Source organism: Okeania sp. SIO2C9 (assembly GCF_010672455.1).
In the GTDB taxonomy this organism is placed as follows: Bacteria; Cyanobacteriota; Cyanobacteriia; order Cyanobacteriales; family Microcoleaceae; genus Okeania.
Genome location: NZ_JAAHGO010000033.1, coordinates 53,577 through 70,543, shown reverse-complemented (window position 1 = coordinate 70,543; position 16,967 = coordinate 53,577). Strand labels below are relative to the sequence as shown.

The 16,967-nt window shown below is 34.6% G+C and carries 10 protein-coding genes and 1 pseudogene; 5 read left to right on the top strand and 6 right to left on the bottom strand.

Translation table 11 applies throughout. The annotated features are described in order from the left end of the window. Positions 1–304 precede the first annotated feature (304 nt). Positions 305–403 (top strand): hypothetical protein, encoded by a 99-nt coding sequence (locus tag F6K23_RS42910; protein WP_375340777.1) that lies wholly within the window; start codon positions 305–307, stop codon positions 401–403. Positions 404–408: 5 nt separating this feature from the next. Further along, positions 409–522 carry a hypothetical protein gene (locus tag F6K23_RS42905; RefSeq protein ID WP_375340776.1) on the top strand — a complete coding sequence of 38 codons (114 nt, stop codon included), beginning with the start codon at positions 409–411 and terminating at the stop codon, positions 520–522. 599 nt (positions 523–1,121) lie between these two features. Here the strand turns inward: F6K23_RS42905 and F6K23_RS23235 are convergent. From F6K23_RS23235 to F6K23_RS23225, 3 genes and pseudogenes are all read right to left on the bottom strand, one after another. Further along, on the bottom strand, positions 1,122–2,282 hold the full coding sequence (locus tag F6K23_RS23235; RefSeq protein ID WP_293160202.1) for a branched-chain amino acid ABC transporter permease: 1,161 nt from the start codon (positions 2,280–2,282) through the stop codon (positions 1,122–1,124). 1,590 nt (positions 2,283–3,872) lie between these two features. Continuing rightward, positions 3,873–5,147, bottom strand: coding sequence for an urea ABC transporter substrate-binding protein (gene urtA, locus F6K23_RS23230; RefSeq protein ID WP_293160200.1), 1,275 nt, complete (start codon positions 5,145–5,147; stop codon positions 3,873–3,875). A 401-nt stretch (positions 5,148–5,548) separates the two neighbouring features. After that, positions 5,549–6,037: pseudogene (locus F6K23_RS23225) on the bottom strand (Uma2 family endonuclease); the annotation flags it as partial. A gap of 60 nt (positions 6,038–6,097) precedes the next feature. Here F6K23_RS23225 and F6K23_RS42050 point away from each other — a divergent pair. Continuing rightward, positions 6,098–6,622 (top strand): SGNH/GDSL hydrolase family protein, encoded by a 525-nt coding sequence (locus F6K23_RS42050; RefSeq protein ID WP_367267790.1) that lies wholly within the window; start codon positions 6,098–6,100, stop codon positions 6,620–6,622. After that, a complete protein-coding gene (locus F6K23_RS42045; protein WP_367267789.1) occupies positions 6,603–6,851 on the top strand; it encodes a hypothetical protein in 249 nt (82 codons plus the stop codon). Before F6K23_RS42050 ends, F6K23_RS42045 begins: the two co-directional genes overlap by 20 nt. A 919-nt stretch (positions 6,852–7,770) precedes the next feature. Here F6K23_RS42045 and F6K23_RS23215 read toward each other — a convergent pair. The 3 genes from F6K23_RS23215 to cobN all read right to left on the bottom strand — a co-directional run bounded on the left by F6K23_RS23215 (position 7,771) and on the right by cobN (position 14,375). After that, positions 7,771–8,382 (bottom strand): hypothetical protein, encoded by a 612-nt coding sequence (locus F6K23_RS23215; protein ID WP_293160196.1) that lies wholly within the window; start codon positions 8,380–8,382, stop codon positions 7,771–7,773. 149 nt (positions 8,383–8,531) lie between these two features. Next, the gene (locus F6K23_RS23210; protein ID WP_367267788.1) at positions 8,532–8,663 is read right to left on the bottom strand and encodes a hypothetical protein; all 132 of its coding nucleotides are present in this window, start codon (positions 8,661–8,663) and stop codon (positions 8,532–8,534) included. Positions 8,664–8,771: 108 nt separating this feature from the next. Continuing rightward, on the bottom strand, positions 8,772–14,375 hold the full coding sequence (gene cobN / locus F6K23_RS23205; RefSeq protein WP_293160195.1) for a cobaltochelatase subunit CobN: 5,604 nt from the start codon (positions 14,373–14,375) through the stop codon (positions 8,772–8,774). 319 nt (positions 14,376–14,694) lie between these two features. Between cobN and F6K23_RS23200 the strand changes: the two genes are divergently transcribed. Beyond that, complete coding sequence (locus F6K23_RS23200) at positions 14,695–15,195, top strand: hypothetical protein (RefSeq protein WP_293160193.1); 501 nt, start codon at positions 14,695–14,697, stop codon at positions 15,193–15,195. The last annotated feature ends 1,772 nt before the right edge of the window (positions 15,196–16,967 follow it).

Sequence of the window (16,967 nt, the reverse complement as noted above, 5' to 3'; positions counted from 1 at the left end):
GGGAATAAGGAAAAAATATTTATTTTGTTAGTTGTACCACATTAGTCTGGAACCTGCTGTATTATTTGTTCAATTTTTGGAGGAACAATTATTCCTACACAAGTACAACTCTTACAATGTTATATCCTATTTTCCTGGGGAACGAGATTTTATTTACCAATTAATACCATTTTCAAAAAATATTGCTACATTGGCTATTCAAGGTATTAGGTGTTAGGTGGTAGGTGGTAGGTATAAGAAATAAACAGTGAATATTTTTCAATTCCTTTAAGCATCTATATTTTACTGTAATAATCTTTCTTGAATTTGGTATAACTCGATCGGATTAGATAAGCGTAGTAAGAAGATATTTATGTTAATTGAGGAAGATATTGAGATTGAAATTAAAGCTAATGGTGAATAGAGCAAATGAATAAAAAACCTGATTTTCAAACTATGACTTCTCAAGAGTTAAAAAGTTATGTTTTCTCTCATCGAGATGATGATGAAGCTTTTTCTGCTGATGTTGATAAAGTAAATTAAAGGAAAGATAGAGTAGTTTATCCGCCTTTAGAATCATTAGAATATTTGGATAAATATCCTGAAATTATTGAACAAATGCGTCAGTATTCCAGGAATAATTTTTGGAAAAATACTTGATTTTTTGGTTTTGGTTTTTCTCTTGGAATCATAGAGCGATCGCCTTCTTTCTTGTTTCTTTTATTATTGTATGGTGCATTACATTTCATTAATGTACCCTACTGGACTAAGGGTAATTTGGTATGACAACCCTGTAGGGACGTTGGATGCAAAGTCCCTACTTTATAGTCTACTAATCATAAAAAACGTTGTAATACTGTATTTTTTATTTTGATTATTGTCAGCTTTTTTCTGAATCAATCATTTTTTCTTACCAGTTTGGCATTGATATTTAGAGATTACTGTTAACAGTTAACTGTTCACTTTTGAATTTATCTTAGGTGTACCACGGCGACAAATAGGGAACAAGCAAAAAATATTTATCTCCTCAGTTAGAAATTATTTTAACTTTTAACTTTTGACTTTATAACTCCATATTTTTGACTTTTAACTTTTAACTTTATAGCTCCATATTTTTGACTTTTGACTTTTGAATTTTGAATTTATAACTCAACTCCTCGACCTTTTTGTGGAAATAGTCCTGCTGGTTTAATTTGTAAAAAGACAATAATTAAAGCAAATACTGTTACTTTTGCCATGCTGGTAGTTGCCAAGAAATTGAAGAAGTCAGTCAAAAATTTTAGACTTTCTATATTTCCCAAAATTAAAGCTATAGTTCCTGAACCAATCAAATAATTTGTAATGCCAATTCCCATAGCAGCAATAACAGTACCAAATAAATTACCTACCCCACCAACTACCACAACCATAAAAGCATCTACTATATAATTTTGCCCTGTATTTGGACCGACTGAACCTAATAATGTAATTGCACAACCAGCAATTCCAGCTAACCCCGAACCCAAAGAGAATGTAATAGCATCAACTAGGTCTGTTGAGATACCTAAACAAGCACTCATACTTCTATTTTGGGTAACAGCTTTAATTCTTAAACCCCAATTTGATTTATTCAAAAATAAGTAAATACCTAGCAAACTTATGGCAGTTAATATAATGATAAAAATCCGAGAATAGGGTAATTGAAACTCACCAATAGGTAATCCACCTTGTAACCAAACAGGGGCAGTAACATCAACATTTCTAGAACTAAACCAAGGTTTTGTTAAGGTAGGACTTGTGAATAAAAATCCCAAAGTAGTAGCGATCGCTAAAGACAGGAAACAAATAATTACTCTTGCTAAATTTTTAATTTTTTCCCAATCATAGCGACGTTTTTTGAGGAAGTAAAGACTGCCAAAATAAAACAGACAAAAAACTGTTATGCCAATAATTAAGACTCCATTTACACTGCGGACAAATTGACGCAAAATCAGACTAACTCCCCAAGTTGCTAATAGAGTTTCTAAAGGTCTGCCATAGAGAAAACGTATCACCCCTTTTTCTAAAATTAAACCAGCGATCGCTACGACTATAAAGGCAATAGGAATGGCGAAAAAAATATAAATATTAGAAATAGGTTCACCTATGCTATTACAAATATTTTGAACTACGAAAGTAGTATAAGCACCTAACATCATTAATTCACCATGAGCTAAGTTAATTACTCCCATTAGTCCAAAAATAATGGCTAATCCTAGAGCGACAATTAGTAAGACTGAACCAATACTTATACCGTTAAATATGGCGATTAATAATTCTTGCATTTTAATTAAGGTAAGGAAGAAGGAAGAGGGAAGAAGGAAGAGGGAAGAAGGAAGAAGGAAAAAGGGAAAAGAAATTTCGGGAAATAATGATAGAGATAGGTTAGTTCTCGGATGAGATACAGCTACTTCTAGACAAAAATTTTCAGCTTTCCTTTTTTTCCATTCTTTTTGATAATTATTCCAGAATCAGGAAGAGAGAATAAGGGAAATAATGATCAGAGATAGGTTAGTTCTCGGATGAGACACAGCTACCTCTAAACATAAATTTCTAGCTTTCCTTTGTTTCCATTATTTTTGATAATTACTCTAGAATCAGGAAGAGGAAAAAGGGAACAATAAATCAAGGGATATAATGATAGATATATGTCAGTTTTCAGACGAGAAACAGCTACTTCTAATCATAAATTTCTAGTTTTCCTTTTTTTCCGTTATTTTTGATAATTACTCCAGAATCAGGAATAAAAAATTCCGGGAAATTAATCATAGAGATAGGTTAGTTCTCAGATGAGACACAGCTACCTCTAAACATAAATTTCTAGCTTTCCTTTTTTTCCGTTATTTTTGATAATTACTCCAGAATCAGGAATAAAAAATTCCGGGAAATTAATCATAGAGATAGGTTAGTTCTCAGATGAGACACAGCTACCTCTAAACATAAATTTCTAGCTTTCCTTTTTTTCCGTTATTTTTGATAATTACTCCAGAATCAGGAATAAAAAATTCCGGGAAATTAATCATAGAGATAGGTTAGTTCTCAGATGAGACACAGCTACCTCTAAACATAAATTTCTAGCTTTCCTTTGTTTCCATTATTTTTGATAATTACTCTAGAATCAGGAAGAGGAAAAAGGGAACAATAAATCAAGGGATATAATGATAGAGATATGTCAGTTCTCAGATGAGACACAGCTACCTCTAGGCAGAAATTTCCAACTTTTATTCTTTTCTGTTCTTTTTGATAATTACTCCAGAATCAGGAAGAGAAAATGCCGGGAAATAATGATAGAGATATGTCAGTTCTCGGATGAGACACAGCTACCTCTAGGTAGAAATTTGCAGCTTTTATTTTTTTCCGTTCTTTTTGATAATTATTCCAGAATCAGGAAGAAGGAAGAGACAAGAAAAAATTTAATAGTCAGAAGTTAGAATTAAAAAACTTTTGGAGTCAATTAAGTAGAACATTTTACGAATATTACCGAACGCTTAACTAAGAATAAGGAACAAGGAAAATATATTAATATTCAACTTCACTTCACCATCTGGAAAAAGTGGTGTAATTAGTGAAGGATTTAAACCCATCAATAATTACACCACAGAAAATCAGATATTTTATAGAAACATTAAACCTACATATTTATCTACCACTCGTACAAAATTCTACTCTAATTTATGACGTAAGCATTTCCTGCGGAATGCTGCGCAAACAGCTATTAGCTGTCAGCTATCAGCAACAAGACTCTCTCTTATGGGACAGTGTTTAAATTAACAACTAACTTTAAAGACAAGGGAGCCAACTTTTGTAGTAAGACAATTAATAAAGCTTTTATCCTAAATTAAAAGTAATAACTGATAACTGATAACTGATAACTGTTAACTGACTTTATATTTACCACCTTTATTAGGGTCACTCCAGTCACAAGCAAACCCCTTAGTTGTTGGAACAAATTGATTCCAAGGTATAGGTTTAATAGCTCCTTCAGTAGACCAAACTATATTAAATAAACCATCATCACGAACTTGACCTATTCTCACAGTTTTAGAAATATGATGATTAGCATTCATAGTAACCAAACCTTCTGGAGCATCAAAAGTTTCTCCGATCGCCGCCATTCTTACTGCTTCTAAATCATCAGCAGAACCAGCTTTTTCCACTGCTTGTTTCCAAAGATAAACCATAATATAAGCAGCTTCCATCGGGTCATTTGTTACTCGGTCTGCACCATATTTTGCCTTAAAATCTGCCACCCATTTTTTATTCGCCTCTGTCTCAACAGTTTGGAAATAATTCCAAGCAGCATAATGACCTACAAGAAATTCTTCTCCAATTTGCCTAACTTCTTCTTCAGCAATACTTACCGACATAACTGGATATTTATCCGGAGTAATACCAGCACCTTTCAACTGTTTGAAAAAGGCAACATTACTATCACCATTAAGACTATTAAAAATCACTCCACCATTAGGTAAAGCCTGTTTAATCTTAGTAATAATTGGAGTAACTTCCGTATTTCCTAAAGGTAAATAATCTTCACCAACAGTAGTACCACCTTTAGCCTTTAACTGCTCCTTAATAATCGTATTTGCAGTACGAGGAAAAACATAATCAGAACCAACTAAGAAAAATTCCTTTCCCTTATTTTCCAACAACCAATCTACAGCAGGTTCAATTTGTTGATTAGGAGCAGCACCCGTATAAAAAATATTTTTAGAGCATTCTTGACCCTCATATTGCACCGGATACCAAAGCATATGATTCTTAGATTCAAAAACAGGCAAAACAGACTTCCGAGAAGCAGAAGTCCAACAACCAAAAACAGTAACTACCTGGTCTTGCTCAATAAGTTTATTTGCCTTTTCAGCAAAAGTAGGCCAGTCAGAAGCACCATCCTCTACAATCGCCTCTATTTGCTTACCCAATACACCACCAGCAGCATTTATTTCCTCAATAGCTAACTTTTCCGCTTCAACTACCGTAGTTTCACTAATTGCCATTGTGCCACTGAGGGAATGGAGAATACCCACTTTAATTGTGTCAGTCCCAGATGTAGTGTTATTAGCACCACCACAAGCTTTGAGAAAAATACTCGTACCTAGAGCAGCCGAACTATAAATTAAAAATTTCCTGCGTTTTAATACTTTACTCATGAAAAAAGTACTCTACTATGATTAATGTCAAACTTAACTTTACTATAATTAAACATCTGGAGAAAAAGATATAGAGTTTTTGTCAGAGTAGGCAACAGGTAACAGGGAAGATATTTTTAGGAAAAAGGTAGAAAAAATGTTAGTGACTTTTACTTATAATTCTATGCAATAGACATCTCCATAAAAGAGGGCACAGGGAATAGGAAATAGGGGTAATAGTTGATAATTTATGGATAGTAATTAATTTTATTTTTGATTTTTTGACAAGTCTAATAGTTTAAATAAAATTATTTATTTTCTGGAATAGATGCCAACGATGGAGAGGTGGCGTTCTCTTGCGGATTTTATTGCTTTGAGTATTAGTTTTTGTGACATTGCATATTTTTGTTCTTCTATTTAAACTGGCGATCGCTCACTTGCCAGACGATATATTCTTTTACCCCATTTCGACGATAAGCTCGTTTTTTATCCCGTAAATCAATAGTTGCCGTACTAGCAGAAATTTCCACCACAAGTTCGGGTGCCCCTTCAATATATCCATCATCGCTTAGATGAGACTGCCCCCCACACTGACTATCTATGAGTAAGACTGCATCTGGTTGAGGCTCATTGTCAAGGTCGAGTCGTACCGTGGGATTATCTCCTAAACGTACACCAGGGGTGGCAATTTTATAACTCCATAACCAACCAATAAGGTTAGCATGAGGTTCGGCATGGGGTTCAAATCTTAATGGTGAGGCCATATAAACTTTTCCTTCAATCAGTTGGGCTTTTTTTAGATGCGGCATAGCATTATAGCGTCGCTCAAATTCTGGAGAAGTAAGGCTGTCTCCATTTTCTAGGGGGGGAATGGAAAAGCTCTGTTTTTCTCTGGGTGAGATAGTTGTCATTTTGCCTTCTACTACTTCTTGCTAAAATTAGTTGAACTTTTATTTTAGCGTTTCTGAATTATGAACAAAAACAAACTTATAATTATCTGTTTATCAATTATTACATTAGTTTCAGTAGGGCTGAATTTCCTATTTTTTAACAGAAGTAGAAAATTTTATTTACAATTAAATTCCCTACAATTAAATCCACTTGCCATCAAATTTTATCCTGTTGATACTAATCCCAAAGAGACTAAAAATTCAAATCAAAAAAATATAGTTTTTTTTGGAGATTCTCGTGCGCGTGGTTGGAATTCACCTAAAGGTTTTGATAACTGTAATTTTATCAATCGAGGTATTTCTGGACAAACTACAGCGCAAGTTTTAGGAAGATTGAATCAACATATTAAACCTTTGTCTGCGGATATTGTAATAGTTCAAGTAGGTGTAAATGATTTATACAGAATTCCAATATTTCCTGAGAATAAAGAGACAATTATTTCTGAGTGTAAATCTAAATATCAAAGAAATTGTGAGTCAGTCTCGTCAGCTTGGTGCTGTTGTGATTCTGACAACTATTTTTCCCATGTCAGAAGTACCTTTTAAGAGAAAATTTTTTTGGTCACCGGATATAGTAGCCACAGCAATTCAGGAAGTAAATGATTTTATTTATTCATTGGAAAACGAAGACGTAATAATTTTTGATACAGGAGATATTTTAGTAAATCAACAAGGAAAAGTTAGAGGAGAATACAGTATAGATTTTATCCATCTTAATCGAGCAGGATATAAGGTATTAAATGAAAAATTAATGCCTGTTTTAAAAAGGTTATAGATTTGGTTTAATTTGAATATAGCAATTTTCGTACTGATAAGGTGTAAAATTCGTTTGTTTTAGGCAACATAAAATCATAAAAAAACAGTACCTTACCAATGGATAATTGATAATTAATCAATTCTATTTACAGCAGTTTTTAAATGGGTAAACCACAGTTAAAAAGTTAGGTGGTAAGCGAAACGAGGGCTGCGAATTCCACAATAGATGCCTGACTTTATGGTCTACTCGAGTGAAAAGCGCTGTAAAGCCTCTCCTAATAATTAATAATTGATAATTGCGGAAAGCTTTCCTGACGGAATGCTACGCAAACGGAACATGAAAAACAAAGTTATGCGCCAGCAAAACAAAAATAATTAGGGTTTGCTGAAAAAGTCTTATGGGTGAGGGTAGGAGACAGGAGACAGGAGACAGGAGACAGGAGACAGGAGACAGGAGACAGGAGACAGGAGACAGGAGAAATGGATCGGGAGCGAGGAGGTAGGACTAAGAATTGTCCCTTTACTTTTTTGCCCAACTATGAGCCTAAAATACGCTCCTTTTGAGCATTTTAGACTGAAAACTACGCACTTTTTTCGACTCCAAAAAGGCTAAAAACTTTATCTGTAAATACTTTTAGATTTAATCAGCAAGCCCTAATTATCCATTATTCATTATCAATTGTTAAAGAGGTAATTATCCATTATCAATTAATGAACTTTCATGGTTAATAGCAAATGTAACAGCTAGTATTATTTTGATAGTTATCAGGAATTAATAGCCTACCATCTAAAGCAATTATTTTTATTTAGATAATATTTATAGATCAATACGGCTCATAGCTCATATAAGACTAAAACTTATCTTTAAATGTATTAATATACATAACTAATCTACTTTCTTTCCTTTATTCATTCTTCTTTATTTCTTACTACAAAGACTAAGCATTATCCCTTTTAGTCTCATTATTTGGTCTGTAAGGTTCTTCTCGTAATATATGACTAACTAATAGTTTTAGATAGAATAAAGGAAGAAACCATTCAAGTCCTACAGGTATTTCTAACAGATAAATCGACAATACAATGGCTATACTATACAGAGTCAGTGCAACAGGACGTTGAAGATATAGTGGTATTATCAGAATTACTGTAGAAGCCACAACCAGATAGCCACCCACCGTAAAGATCCAGATAAAATCGAAGTCCATGTACAAGCAAGCGATCGTAGTAATTTGGACAAAATGAAGCAAAATGAAAGACATATGCTCTGTGAAACCTTGACCAGCACGGTGATACCAACGCTTCCCACTTGATGTTGAGTTAGTGATTATTCCGCCCATGATATCAAACCCAATGACAAAACAAATCAAGTATTGTGTTACTGACCATTCAAATTCACCTAAATATCCATAATATGCAGCAACAAAACCTGCAAATATCGGTACAACTGACTGTAGAATCATCTCTAGACGAGTAGCTCCGGGGCCACAAAATTTGTCAATACCACCTTTAATACCCAAGCGTGGTTCAGGAAAGTTCCAATCTATTTTCATAGTATTTCCAAGTTTAAAGATACTAAGTGATAATTTAAAAATAACACTTTAAATTCCCTTTTAAAGTTATTCCTTTTGCATAACTGAGCGATTATTTATGGGTACAAATTACTTCAAAATTCTCAATTCTCAATTTTCAATTCTGAATTCTAAATTCTGAATTCTAAATTCTCAATTATTCCTTCTGCTTCTAGAGCGATCGCCTGAATTTTTTCCAACATTTTTTGATTAGCTGACTGGCATAAACTTCGTTGATTTACTTCTAATAATCTTTCTGCCATATCCCGTAATGCCCAAGGATTTTTTGAATCAAAAGGTTGGGTAACAATGACAAAATCTGACTTGACTTTCTAATAAAATTTTTAACTATTTCTGGGTACAAATTACTTCTAAATTCTGAATTCTAAATTCTCAATTATCCCTTCTGCTTCTAGAGCGATCGCTCTCAATTTTTCCAAAGTTTTTTGATTAGCTGACTGCCATAAACCTCGTTGATTTGCTTCTAATAATCTTTCTGCCATATCGCGCAATGCCCAAGGATTTTTTCCGTGAATAAATGATTGTACATTCTCATCAAAAATATAAGCTTCAGCTACTCCTTGATACATAAAATCTTCTACACATTTTGCTGTAGCATCATAGGCAAATAAATAATCTATTGTGGCTGCCATTTCAAAAGCTCCTTTATAACCATGACGCATTACTCCAGCTATCCATTTAGGATTAACAACTCTGGAACGATAAACTCTAGTAATTTGTTCTTTTAATTGTCGAACTTTGGGATTTTCTGGCATAGAATTATCTCCAAAATAAGTATCAGGATTTTTGCCTGTTAAAGCGCGAATTGCTACTGTCATTCCACCTTGGAATTGATAATAATCATCGGAGTCTAATAAGTCATGTTCTCTGTTGTCTTGATTATGCAGAACTATCTGCATTTGTTGGAGACGTTGGGAAAATGCTTCGGGAGAATTTATTGCCCTAGCTTCCTGGTTATAACTATTATTAATTCCTGTATAAGCATAACTACTCCAATTAATATAAGCTCTAGCTAAATCTTGGTCATCTTGCCAATTTTGAGATTCGATTAAACCTTGCAAACCTGCACCATAAGCTCCTGGTTTAGAACCGAATATTCTATATTGAGAACGTGCTTTTGCCTGAATTTCAGTTAATCCTAATTCTTGCCAATATTTGACTTCTTTTTTAACTTGAGCAGCTAAAGGATTTTCTGTTGGAGACTCATCTAAATTAGCCACAGCAATAACAGCTTGGTCGAATAAATCGATAATATTAGGAAAAGCATCTCTGAAGAAACCAGAAATTCTTAAAGTTACATCTACACGGGGTCTTCCTAATATTGAAATTGGCAAAATTTCAAAGTCGATAACTCTTCGAGAAGGTCTATCCCAAACAGGTTTTACACCTAATAAAGCAAGTGCTTCAGCAATATCATCTCCACCAGTTCGCATGGTAGAAGTTCCCCATACTGATAACCCTAAAGTTTGAGGATATTCACCATTTTCTTGAGTGTATCTTTCAATTAAATTTTCTGCTGCTAATTGTCCGACTCTCCAAGCAGTTTCTGTAGGAATAGCGCGAATATCTACAGAGTAAAAATTCCGACCTGTGGGTAAAACGTCTGGTCTACCTCTTGTCGGAGCGCCAGAGGAACCACTAGGGATATATTTGCCATCTAATCCTATTAATAAGTTGATAATTTCTTGATTAGTTTTTTGCAGAGAAGGTAGAAGATTTTGGCGAATCCATTCTAATTCTTTGTTTGTCTGTGGGAAGGGAGAGTTAATCAGATTTTGGTTAATTAAATTTTCGACTAAATTAGCTGCTTTTTCTTCGAGGACTTCAACAGCATTACCCAAGGTACGACAAGATTTTCCATCTATTAATAAGTTCTGATTAATAATTGTAGAAAAATCGTCAGTGAGAGGGTCAAAATCTAAACCTAAATCTTCAGCTAAAGCACGAGTTAAACCCAAACGAGTAGTACTAGGATGACGAGCGATCGCTATGATTAAATCTCGTAATTGTTGACCTTGAGGACATTGCCCAAAGATATGTAAACCATCGCGAATTTGTGCTTCTTTTAATTCGCAGAGATAACCATCTACATTAGTAATTAATTTGGCAAATCTAGCATTTTCATCATTTTCAAATTTCTCTCCTCTGTTGAAGTGGAGCGAGGGAGTAAATAAATCTTTTTTCTCTCTATTTTTTTCAGAAGGCGAGAGGAAGTCTAAGTCTTTTTCAGAACTGGAGGAGTCGGGAGACAAACTTTCTATTTCTATGACAAATTTATCCTGATTTTGCTCAGAAGGCGATAGGAAGTCTAAGTCTTTTTCAGAACTGGAGGAGTCGGGAGACAAACTTTCTATTTCTATGACAAATTTATCCTGATTTTGCTCAGAAGGCGATAGGAAGTCTAAGTCTTTTTCGGAACTGGAGAAGTCGGAAGACAAACTTTCTATTTCTATGACAAATTTATCCTGATTTTGCTCAGAAGGCGATAGGAAGTCTAAGTCTTTTTCGGAACTGGAGAAGTCGGGAGACAAACTTTCTATTTCTGTGACAAATTTATCCTGATTTTGCTCCGGGAGCGAGAGGAAGTCTGAGTCTTTTTCGGAATCAGAGAACTCGAAAGTGACACCTTCTATTTCTGTGACAAATTTATCCTGATTTTGCTCCGGGAGCGAGAGGAAGTCTGAGTCTTTTTCGGAACTGGAGAAGTTGGAAGTGACACCTTCTATTTCTGTGACAAATTTATCCTGATTTTGCTCAGAAGGCGAGAGGAATTCTGAGTCTTTTTTTGCACCGAAGGAGTCGGGAGACAAACTTTCTATTTCTGTGACAAATTTATCCTGATTTTGCTCCGGGAGCGAGAGGAAGTCTGAGTCTTTTTCGGAATCAGAGAACTCGAAAGTGACACCTTCTATTTCTGCGACAAATTTATCCCTATTTTTCTCAGAAGACCAGAGGAAGTCTGAGTCTTTTTTTGCACCGAAGGAGTCGGAAGTGACACCTTCTATTTCTATGACAAATTTATCCTGATTTTGCTCAGAAGGCGAGAGGAAGTCTGAGTCTTTTTTTGCACCGAAGGAGTCGGGAGACAAACTTTCTATTTCTATGACAAATTTATCCTGATTTTGCTCAGAAGGCGAGAGGAAGTCTGAGTCTTTTTTTGCACCGAAGGAGTCGGGAGACAAACTTTCTATTTCTGTGACAAATTTATCCTGATTTTGCTCCGGGAGCGAGAGGAAGTCTGAGTCTTTTTTTGCACCGAAGGAGTCGGGAGACAAACTTTCTATTTCTGTGGCAAATTTATCCTGATTTTGCTCAGAAGACCAGAGGAAGTCTGAGTCTTTTTCGGAATCAGAGAACTCGAAAGTTACACCTTCTATTTCTATGACAAATTTATCCTGATTTTGCTCAGAAGACCAGAGGAAGTCTGAGTCTTTTTCTGCACCGAAGGAGTCGGAAGTTACACCTTCTATTTCTATGACAAATTTATCCTGATTTTGCTCCGGGAGCGAGAGGAAGTCTGAGTCTTTTTTTGCACCGAAGGAGTCGGGAGACAAACTTTCTATTTCTGTGACAAATTTATCCTGATTTTGCTCAGAAGACCAGAGGAAGTCTGAGTCTTTTTCTGCACCGAAGGAGTCGGAAGTTACACCTTTAAATTCTGAAAAATTAGTAGAATTAATCCGTACATCCGTGGCAAAATTTGTGTTTTCTGAGTCTTTTCCTAAAAATGATAAATCTTTATCTAAACCTTCTTTTTCTATGAGATTAATTATCCGCTCTCGAATCACGGATAACCGAGATGGGTCTAAATTTTGTGCCTCATAATATTCATCAATTAAAGTTTCTAACTGTTGTAAAGCTCCATAAATTTCAGCACGAGTCATAGGTGGTGTTAAATGGTCAATAATTACAGCTTGAGACCTCCGTTTAGCTTGGGAGCCTTCTCCTGGGTCGTTAACAATAAATGGATAAAAATGTGGCAAAGCACCGAGAGTTATTTCTGGAAAACATTCTTGAGATAAACCGACACTTTTGCCTGGCAACCATTCTAAGTTTCCATGTTTTCCCACATGAATAATTGCATCTATTTTAAATTTTTCTCTCAACCAATAATAGAAAGCTAAATAATTAGGAGTCGGTTCTAAATCTGGAGCATGATAATTTAAACTAGGGTCAATATCGTAACCCCGCGAAGGTTGAATACCTACAAAAATATTCCCTAACTTAATCCCCGGAATTGGAAAATTATCAATTTCTTTTACCTCACTATCTTTCTTAAATTCTGAAAAATTACTAGAAACATCTTGGGAAAAAGATGGCGGAATTATAGTGGAATTAATCCGTACATCCGTGGCAAAATCTGTGTAATTATCTTTCTTAAATTCTGAAAAATTACTAGAAATATCTTGGGAAAAAGATGGCGGAATTATAGTGGAATTAATCCGTACATCCGTGGCAAAATCCGTGTGTGCCATACCAAAATCTATGTCATTCCTCTTTCCCCATCTCTGAATAATTTTTTCTCGTACAACTTCTGGCAAACTAGTAAAATATGTTTCAAATTCTGCCAAAGATAGAGACTGTAAAACAGAACGTAATTCGCGACTTTCTAAATCATTTGTTACCCCAGAAGTCAGACATTTAATTAACTCATCGCCTGTTTCAGGAATATTTTCCAAATTATAACCAGCTTGTTGTAAAGCTTGGAGAATTTCTACACAACTAGCAGGAGTATCTAATCCCACTCCATTTGCAAGACGACCATCACGGTTAGGATAATTTGCTAATATTAATGCGATGCGACGTTGAGATACTGGAGTTTGTCGCAACTTAATAAAATTAGCAGCTAATTCTGTCACAAATGCAATTCTATTTTCAACAGGAAGATAACTCACAACATCTGTTTCTAAATCTGAATTCCAAGTTTGAACTGCCTTAAAAGAAACCGCCCGACTAATAATATTTCCATCTACTTCTGGCAATGCCACATTCATCGCCACATCCCGTGGTGAAAGACCTTGAAATTGACTTTCCCACTGCTCAAAATTCCCACCACTAAAAATTACTTGTAAAACTGGGATATCTAATTTTTTCCCATTTCTTAACAAGGGAGGAAAAGACAAATTTTCTAATTCTGAATCTTGATTATTCACAACAGAGACAGCAAAACTTGTTGTATTTAACAATAATTGAATTGCCTGAGAATCTTCAGGTTGAAAATACTGCAATATTTCCTCTTGTATTTCTAAATCTCTAGGAGAAGAAACAAATACTGGAACAGGTTCTAAATTTCTTGTTGTTAAAGCTTGGCAAAGAGCATCTATTGGAGCAACATTTCCAGAGAGATAATGAGCGCGATAGAATAATATTCCGATTTTTGCCTTTGTATTTTGTTGTTGTTTTTGCCAAGGATAAATTCCTACTCGTGGCACTGAAATAGGTGGAGGAAGATGGTAATTTTTATCCAGACAAATATTAGCCACAAACTGTAGACCATTCACAAAATTATCTACTCCCGCTTCAGTCAAATATCGCCACAGTTGATTAACTGCTGAAATTGAAATATTAGAATGATTCATTAAATCTGGATCTGGGCGGTCATCTCCAGGAATTACTATTAGTTTTGCATCATTTTTTTCGAGCGCTTCTTGCAAAACTTCTAATCCATAAGACCAATAGGAACGCCCACCCAAAAGTCGGAGAATAATTACTTCAGCTTTGGATAAAATATCATCAGCATAAGTATCAATAGTTAATTGTTGTTGCAGGTGAAGTAAATTAGCAACTCTCACTGGTGGAAAATCTGAAGGTAATTTATTAACTGCTGCTGCTAATGTTTGAATATCCGTATCTGCTGCTGTTAAAAATATTATTGGTGCGGGAGTTTGTTCGATAAAAATTACCCCTTCTGCTTGAGGGTTCCAACCACCAGGAGTAGCTGCTATTCGGTGCATATAATTTTATTGTTGAAAAATCCTCATAATTTTACCATAAACTTATTTTTTGGGGTTGCACATTATGGAATGATATTGCCAAAAATTAGTTTAGACTTTGACTAAAAAAACTATTAATTAATCAATTGCTAGAATAATTAATCCAAAATCCTATTCAATCAAAAATATAAAATCATTTATCACTGTGCAACGCCACTTATTTTTTCATCAATGAATATCTAGAGTCTTCAATAAGTGCTTTCACTCCCGGATTTTTGGTTTTGGGTGATGTAGATGGAAAATAATAGCAATTAAATTAAATTTCGATTTAGAGGTGGAAATGATACAAGTACAATTGACTACTTGGAGAATTTTATCGATAGTATTATCATTGTTTGTAGCAATTATTAGTGGTACGAGTGGTTATCTATTTGCAAAATTAAAACTATCTCAAAAACCACAAATACAAACACAAACACAAATTTCAGTACATCGTTCTTCGATTTCTTTAACAGGTACAGTTATAGAAAAACCTTGGAGTAAAACTTCTGAGTCTTGGATAGCAGGTAGTGGTAATTATTATGTCTTAGATATGGGGGAATTAGAGGTAGAAAAACCCTCTGATCAAGAAGGTGTAATTCTGCGTGCTTCAGAGGCGATCACCTTTGAAATTTTTGCCGAATATGCGGGGAAAAAAGTAGAAATAAAGGGAGAATATGTTGAGAGTAAACCATATCAACCGAAGAGTGTTTATGAGTCTTATCCAATGGGTATGGATGGTAGACCTTTACCTAGAGGAGCAGGTTTTCAAGTTTATGAAATTAAGGAGTTAAATGAATAGGTATTAGTTATTTTGTCACAATGAAAAATTTGCCACTTCTACTCTTTCCCCTTACCAAAGTTGGAAAAATTTCTAGTTTTTCTCTTCTACTATTTCCTGGAGAGGAAAAAATTTGCCACTTCTACTCTTTCCCCTTACCAAAGTCAGAAAAATTTCTAGTTTTTCTCTTCTACTATTTCCTGGAGAGGAAAAAATTTACCACTTCTAGTTTTTCCCCTTACCAAAGTCGGAAGATTTTCTAGCTTTTCCCTTCTACTATTTCCTGGAGAGGGAAAAAATTGCCTGTTTGACTTCCTTTTCTAGGAAAAGTCAGAAAATTTTCTATCTTTTCCCTTCTACTATTTATCTGATCAGGAAAAATTTACCACTTCTAGTTTCTTCTCCTTGCCAAAGTCGGAAAAATTTCTAGCTTTTCCCTTCTACTATTTCCTGGAGAGGGAAAAAATTGCCTGTTTGACTTCCTTTTCTAGGAAAAGTCAGAAAATTTTCTATCTTTTCCCTTCTACTATTTATCTGATCAGGAAAAATTTACCACTTCTAGTTTCTTCTCCTTGCCAAAGTCGGAAAATTTTCTATCTTTTCCCTTCTACTATTTATCTGATCAGGAAAAATTTAGCACTTCTAGTTTCTTCTCCTTGCCAAAGTCGGAAAATTTTCTAGCTTTTCCCCTCTAGTATTTACTGAAGAGGAAAAAATTTAGCACTTCTAGTTTTTCCCTTTACCAAAGTCGGAAAATTTTCTAGTTTTTCCCCTCTACTATTTACTTAAGAGAAAAAAAATTGCCTGTTTGACTTCTTTCTCCAGGAAAAATTTAGAGAAAATTTAGGCTTTTTCGACTCTAGTGTTTATCTGAGAGGGAAAAATTTCTATCTTTTCCCCTCTAGTATTTACTGAAGAGGGAAAAATTTACTACTTCTAGTCTTTCTCTTCGCCAAAGTCGGAAAAATTTCTAGCTTTTCCCTTCTACTATTTATCTGATCAGGAAAAATTTAGCACTTCTAGTTTCTTCTCCTTGTCAAAGTCGGAAAAATTTCTATCTTTTCCCTTCTACTATTTATCTGATCAGGAAAAATTTAGCACTTCTAGTTCTTTTCCCTCGCCAAAGTCGGAAAAATTTCTAGTTTTTCCCCTCTACTATTTACTTAAGAGAAAAAAAATTGCCTGTTTGACTTCTTTCTCCAGGAAAAATTTAGAGAAAATTTAGGCTTTTTCGACTCTAGTGTTTATCTGAGAGGGAAAAATTTCTATCTTTTCCCCTCTAGTATTTACTGAAGAGGGAAAAATTTACTACTTCTAGTTTCTTCTCCTTGCCAAAGTCGGAAAATTTTCTAGTTTTTCTGTTCTACTATTTATCTGATCAGGAAAAATTTAGCACTTCTAGTTCTTTTCCCTCGCCAAAGTCGGAAAAATTTCTAGTTTTTCTGTTCTACTATTTATCTGATCAGGAAAAATTTAGCACTTCTAGTTCTTTTCCCTCGCCAAAGTCGGAAAATTTTCTAGTTTTTCTGTTCTACTATTTATCTGATCAGGAAAAATTTAGCACTTCTAGTTCTTTTCCCTCGCCAAAGTCGGAAAAATTTCTAGCTTTTCCCTTCTACTATTTATCTGATCAGGAAAAATTTAGCACTTCTAGTTTCTTCTCCTTGTCAAAGTCGGAAAAATTTCTAGCTTTTCCCTTCTACTATTTATCTGATCAGGAAAAATTTAGCACTTCTAGTTCTTTTCCCTCGCCAAAGTCGGAAAATTTTCTAGCTTTTCCCCTCTACTATTTA

Excerpts from the sequence above, each read along its gene's own strand:
- F6K23_RS23200 (WP_293160193.1), top strand. The coding sequence starts at position 14,695 with ATGATACAAGTACAATTGACTACTTGGAGAATTTTATCGATAGTATTA.
- F6K23_RS23210 (WP_367267788.1), bottom strand. The coding sequence starts at position 8,663 with ATGGCAGAAAGATTATTAGAAGTAAATCAACGAAGTTTATGCCAGTCA.
- F6K23_RS23235 (WP_293160202.1), bottom strand. The coding sequence starts at position 2,282 with ATGCAAGAATTATTAATCGCCATATTTAACGGTATAAGTATTGGTTCA.
- cobN (WP_293160195.1), bottom strand. The coding sequence starts at position 14,375 with ATGCACCGAATAGCAGCTACTCCTGGTGGTTGGAACCCTCAAGCAGAA.
- F6K23_RS42905 (WP_375340776.1), top strand. The coding sequence starts at position 409 with ATGAATAAAAAACCTGATTTTCAAACTATGACTTCTCAAGAGTTAAAA.
- F6K23_RS23215 (WP_293160196.1), bottom strand. The coding sequence starts at position 8,382 with ATGAAAATAGATTGGAACTTTCCTGAACCACGCTTGGGTATTAAAGGT.
- F6K23_RS42045 (WP_367267789.1), top strand. The coding sequence starts at position 6,603 with ATGTCAGAAGTACCTTTTAAGAGAAAATTTTTTTGGTCACCGGATATA.
- urtA (WP_293160200.1), bottom strand. The coding sequence starts at position 5,147 with ATGAGTAAAGTATTAAAACGCAGGAAATTTTTAATTTATAGTTCGGCT.
- F6K23_RS42050 (WP_367267790.1), top strand. The coding sequence starts at position 6,098 with ATGAACAAAAACAAACTTATAATTATCTGTTTATCAATTATTACATTA.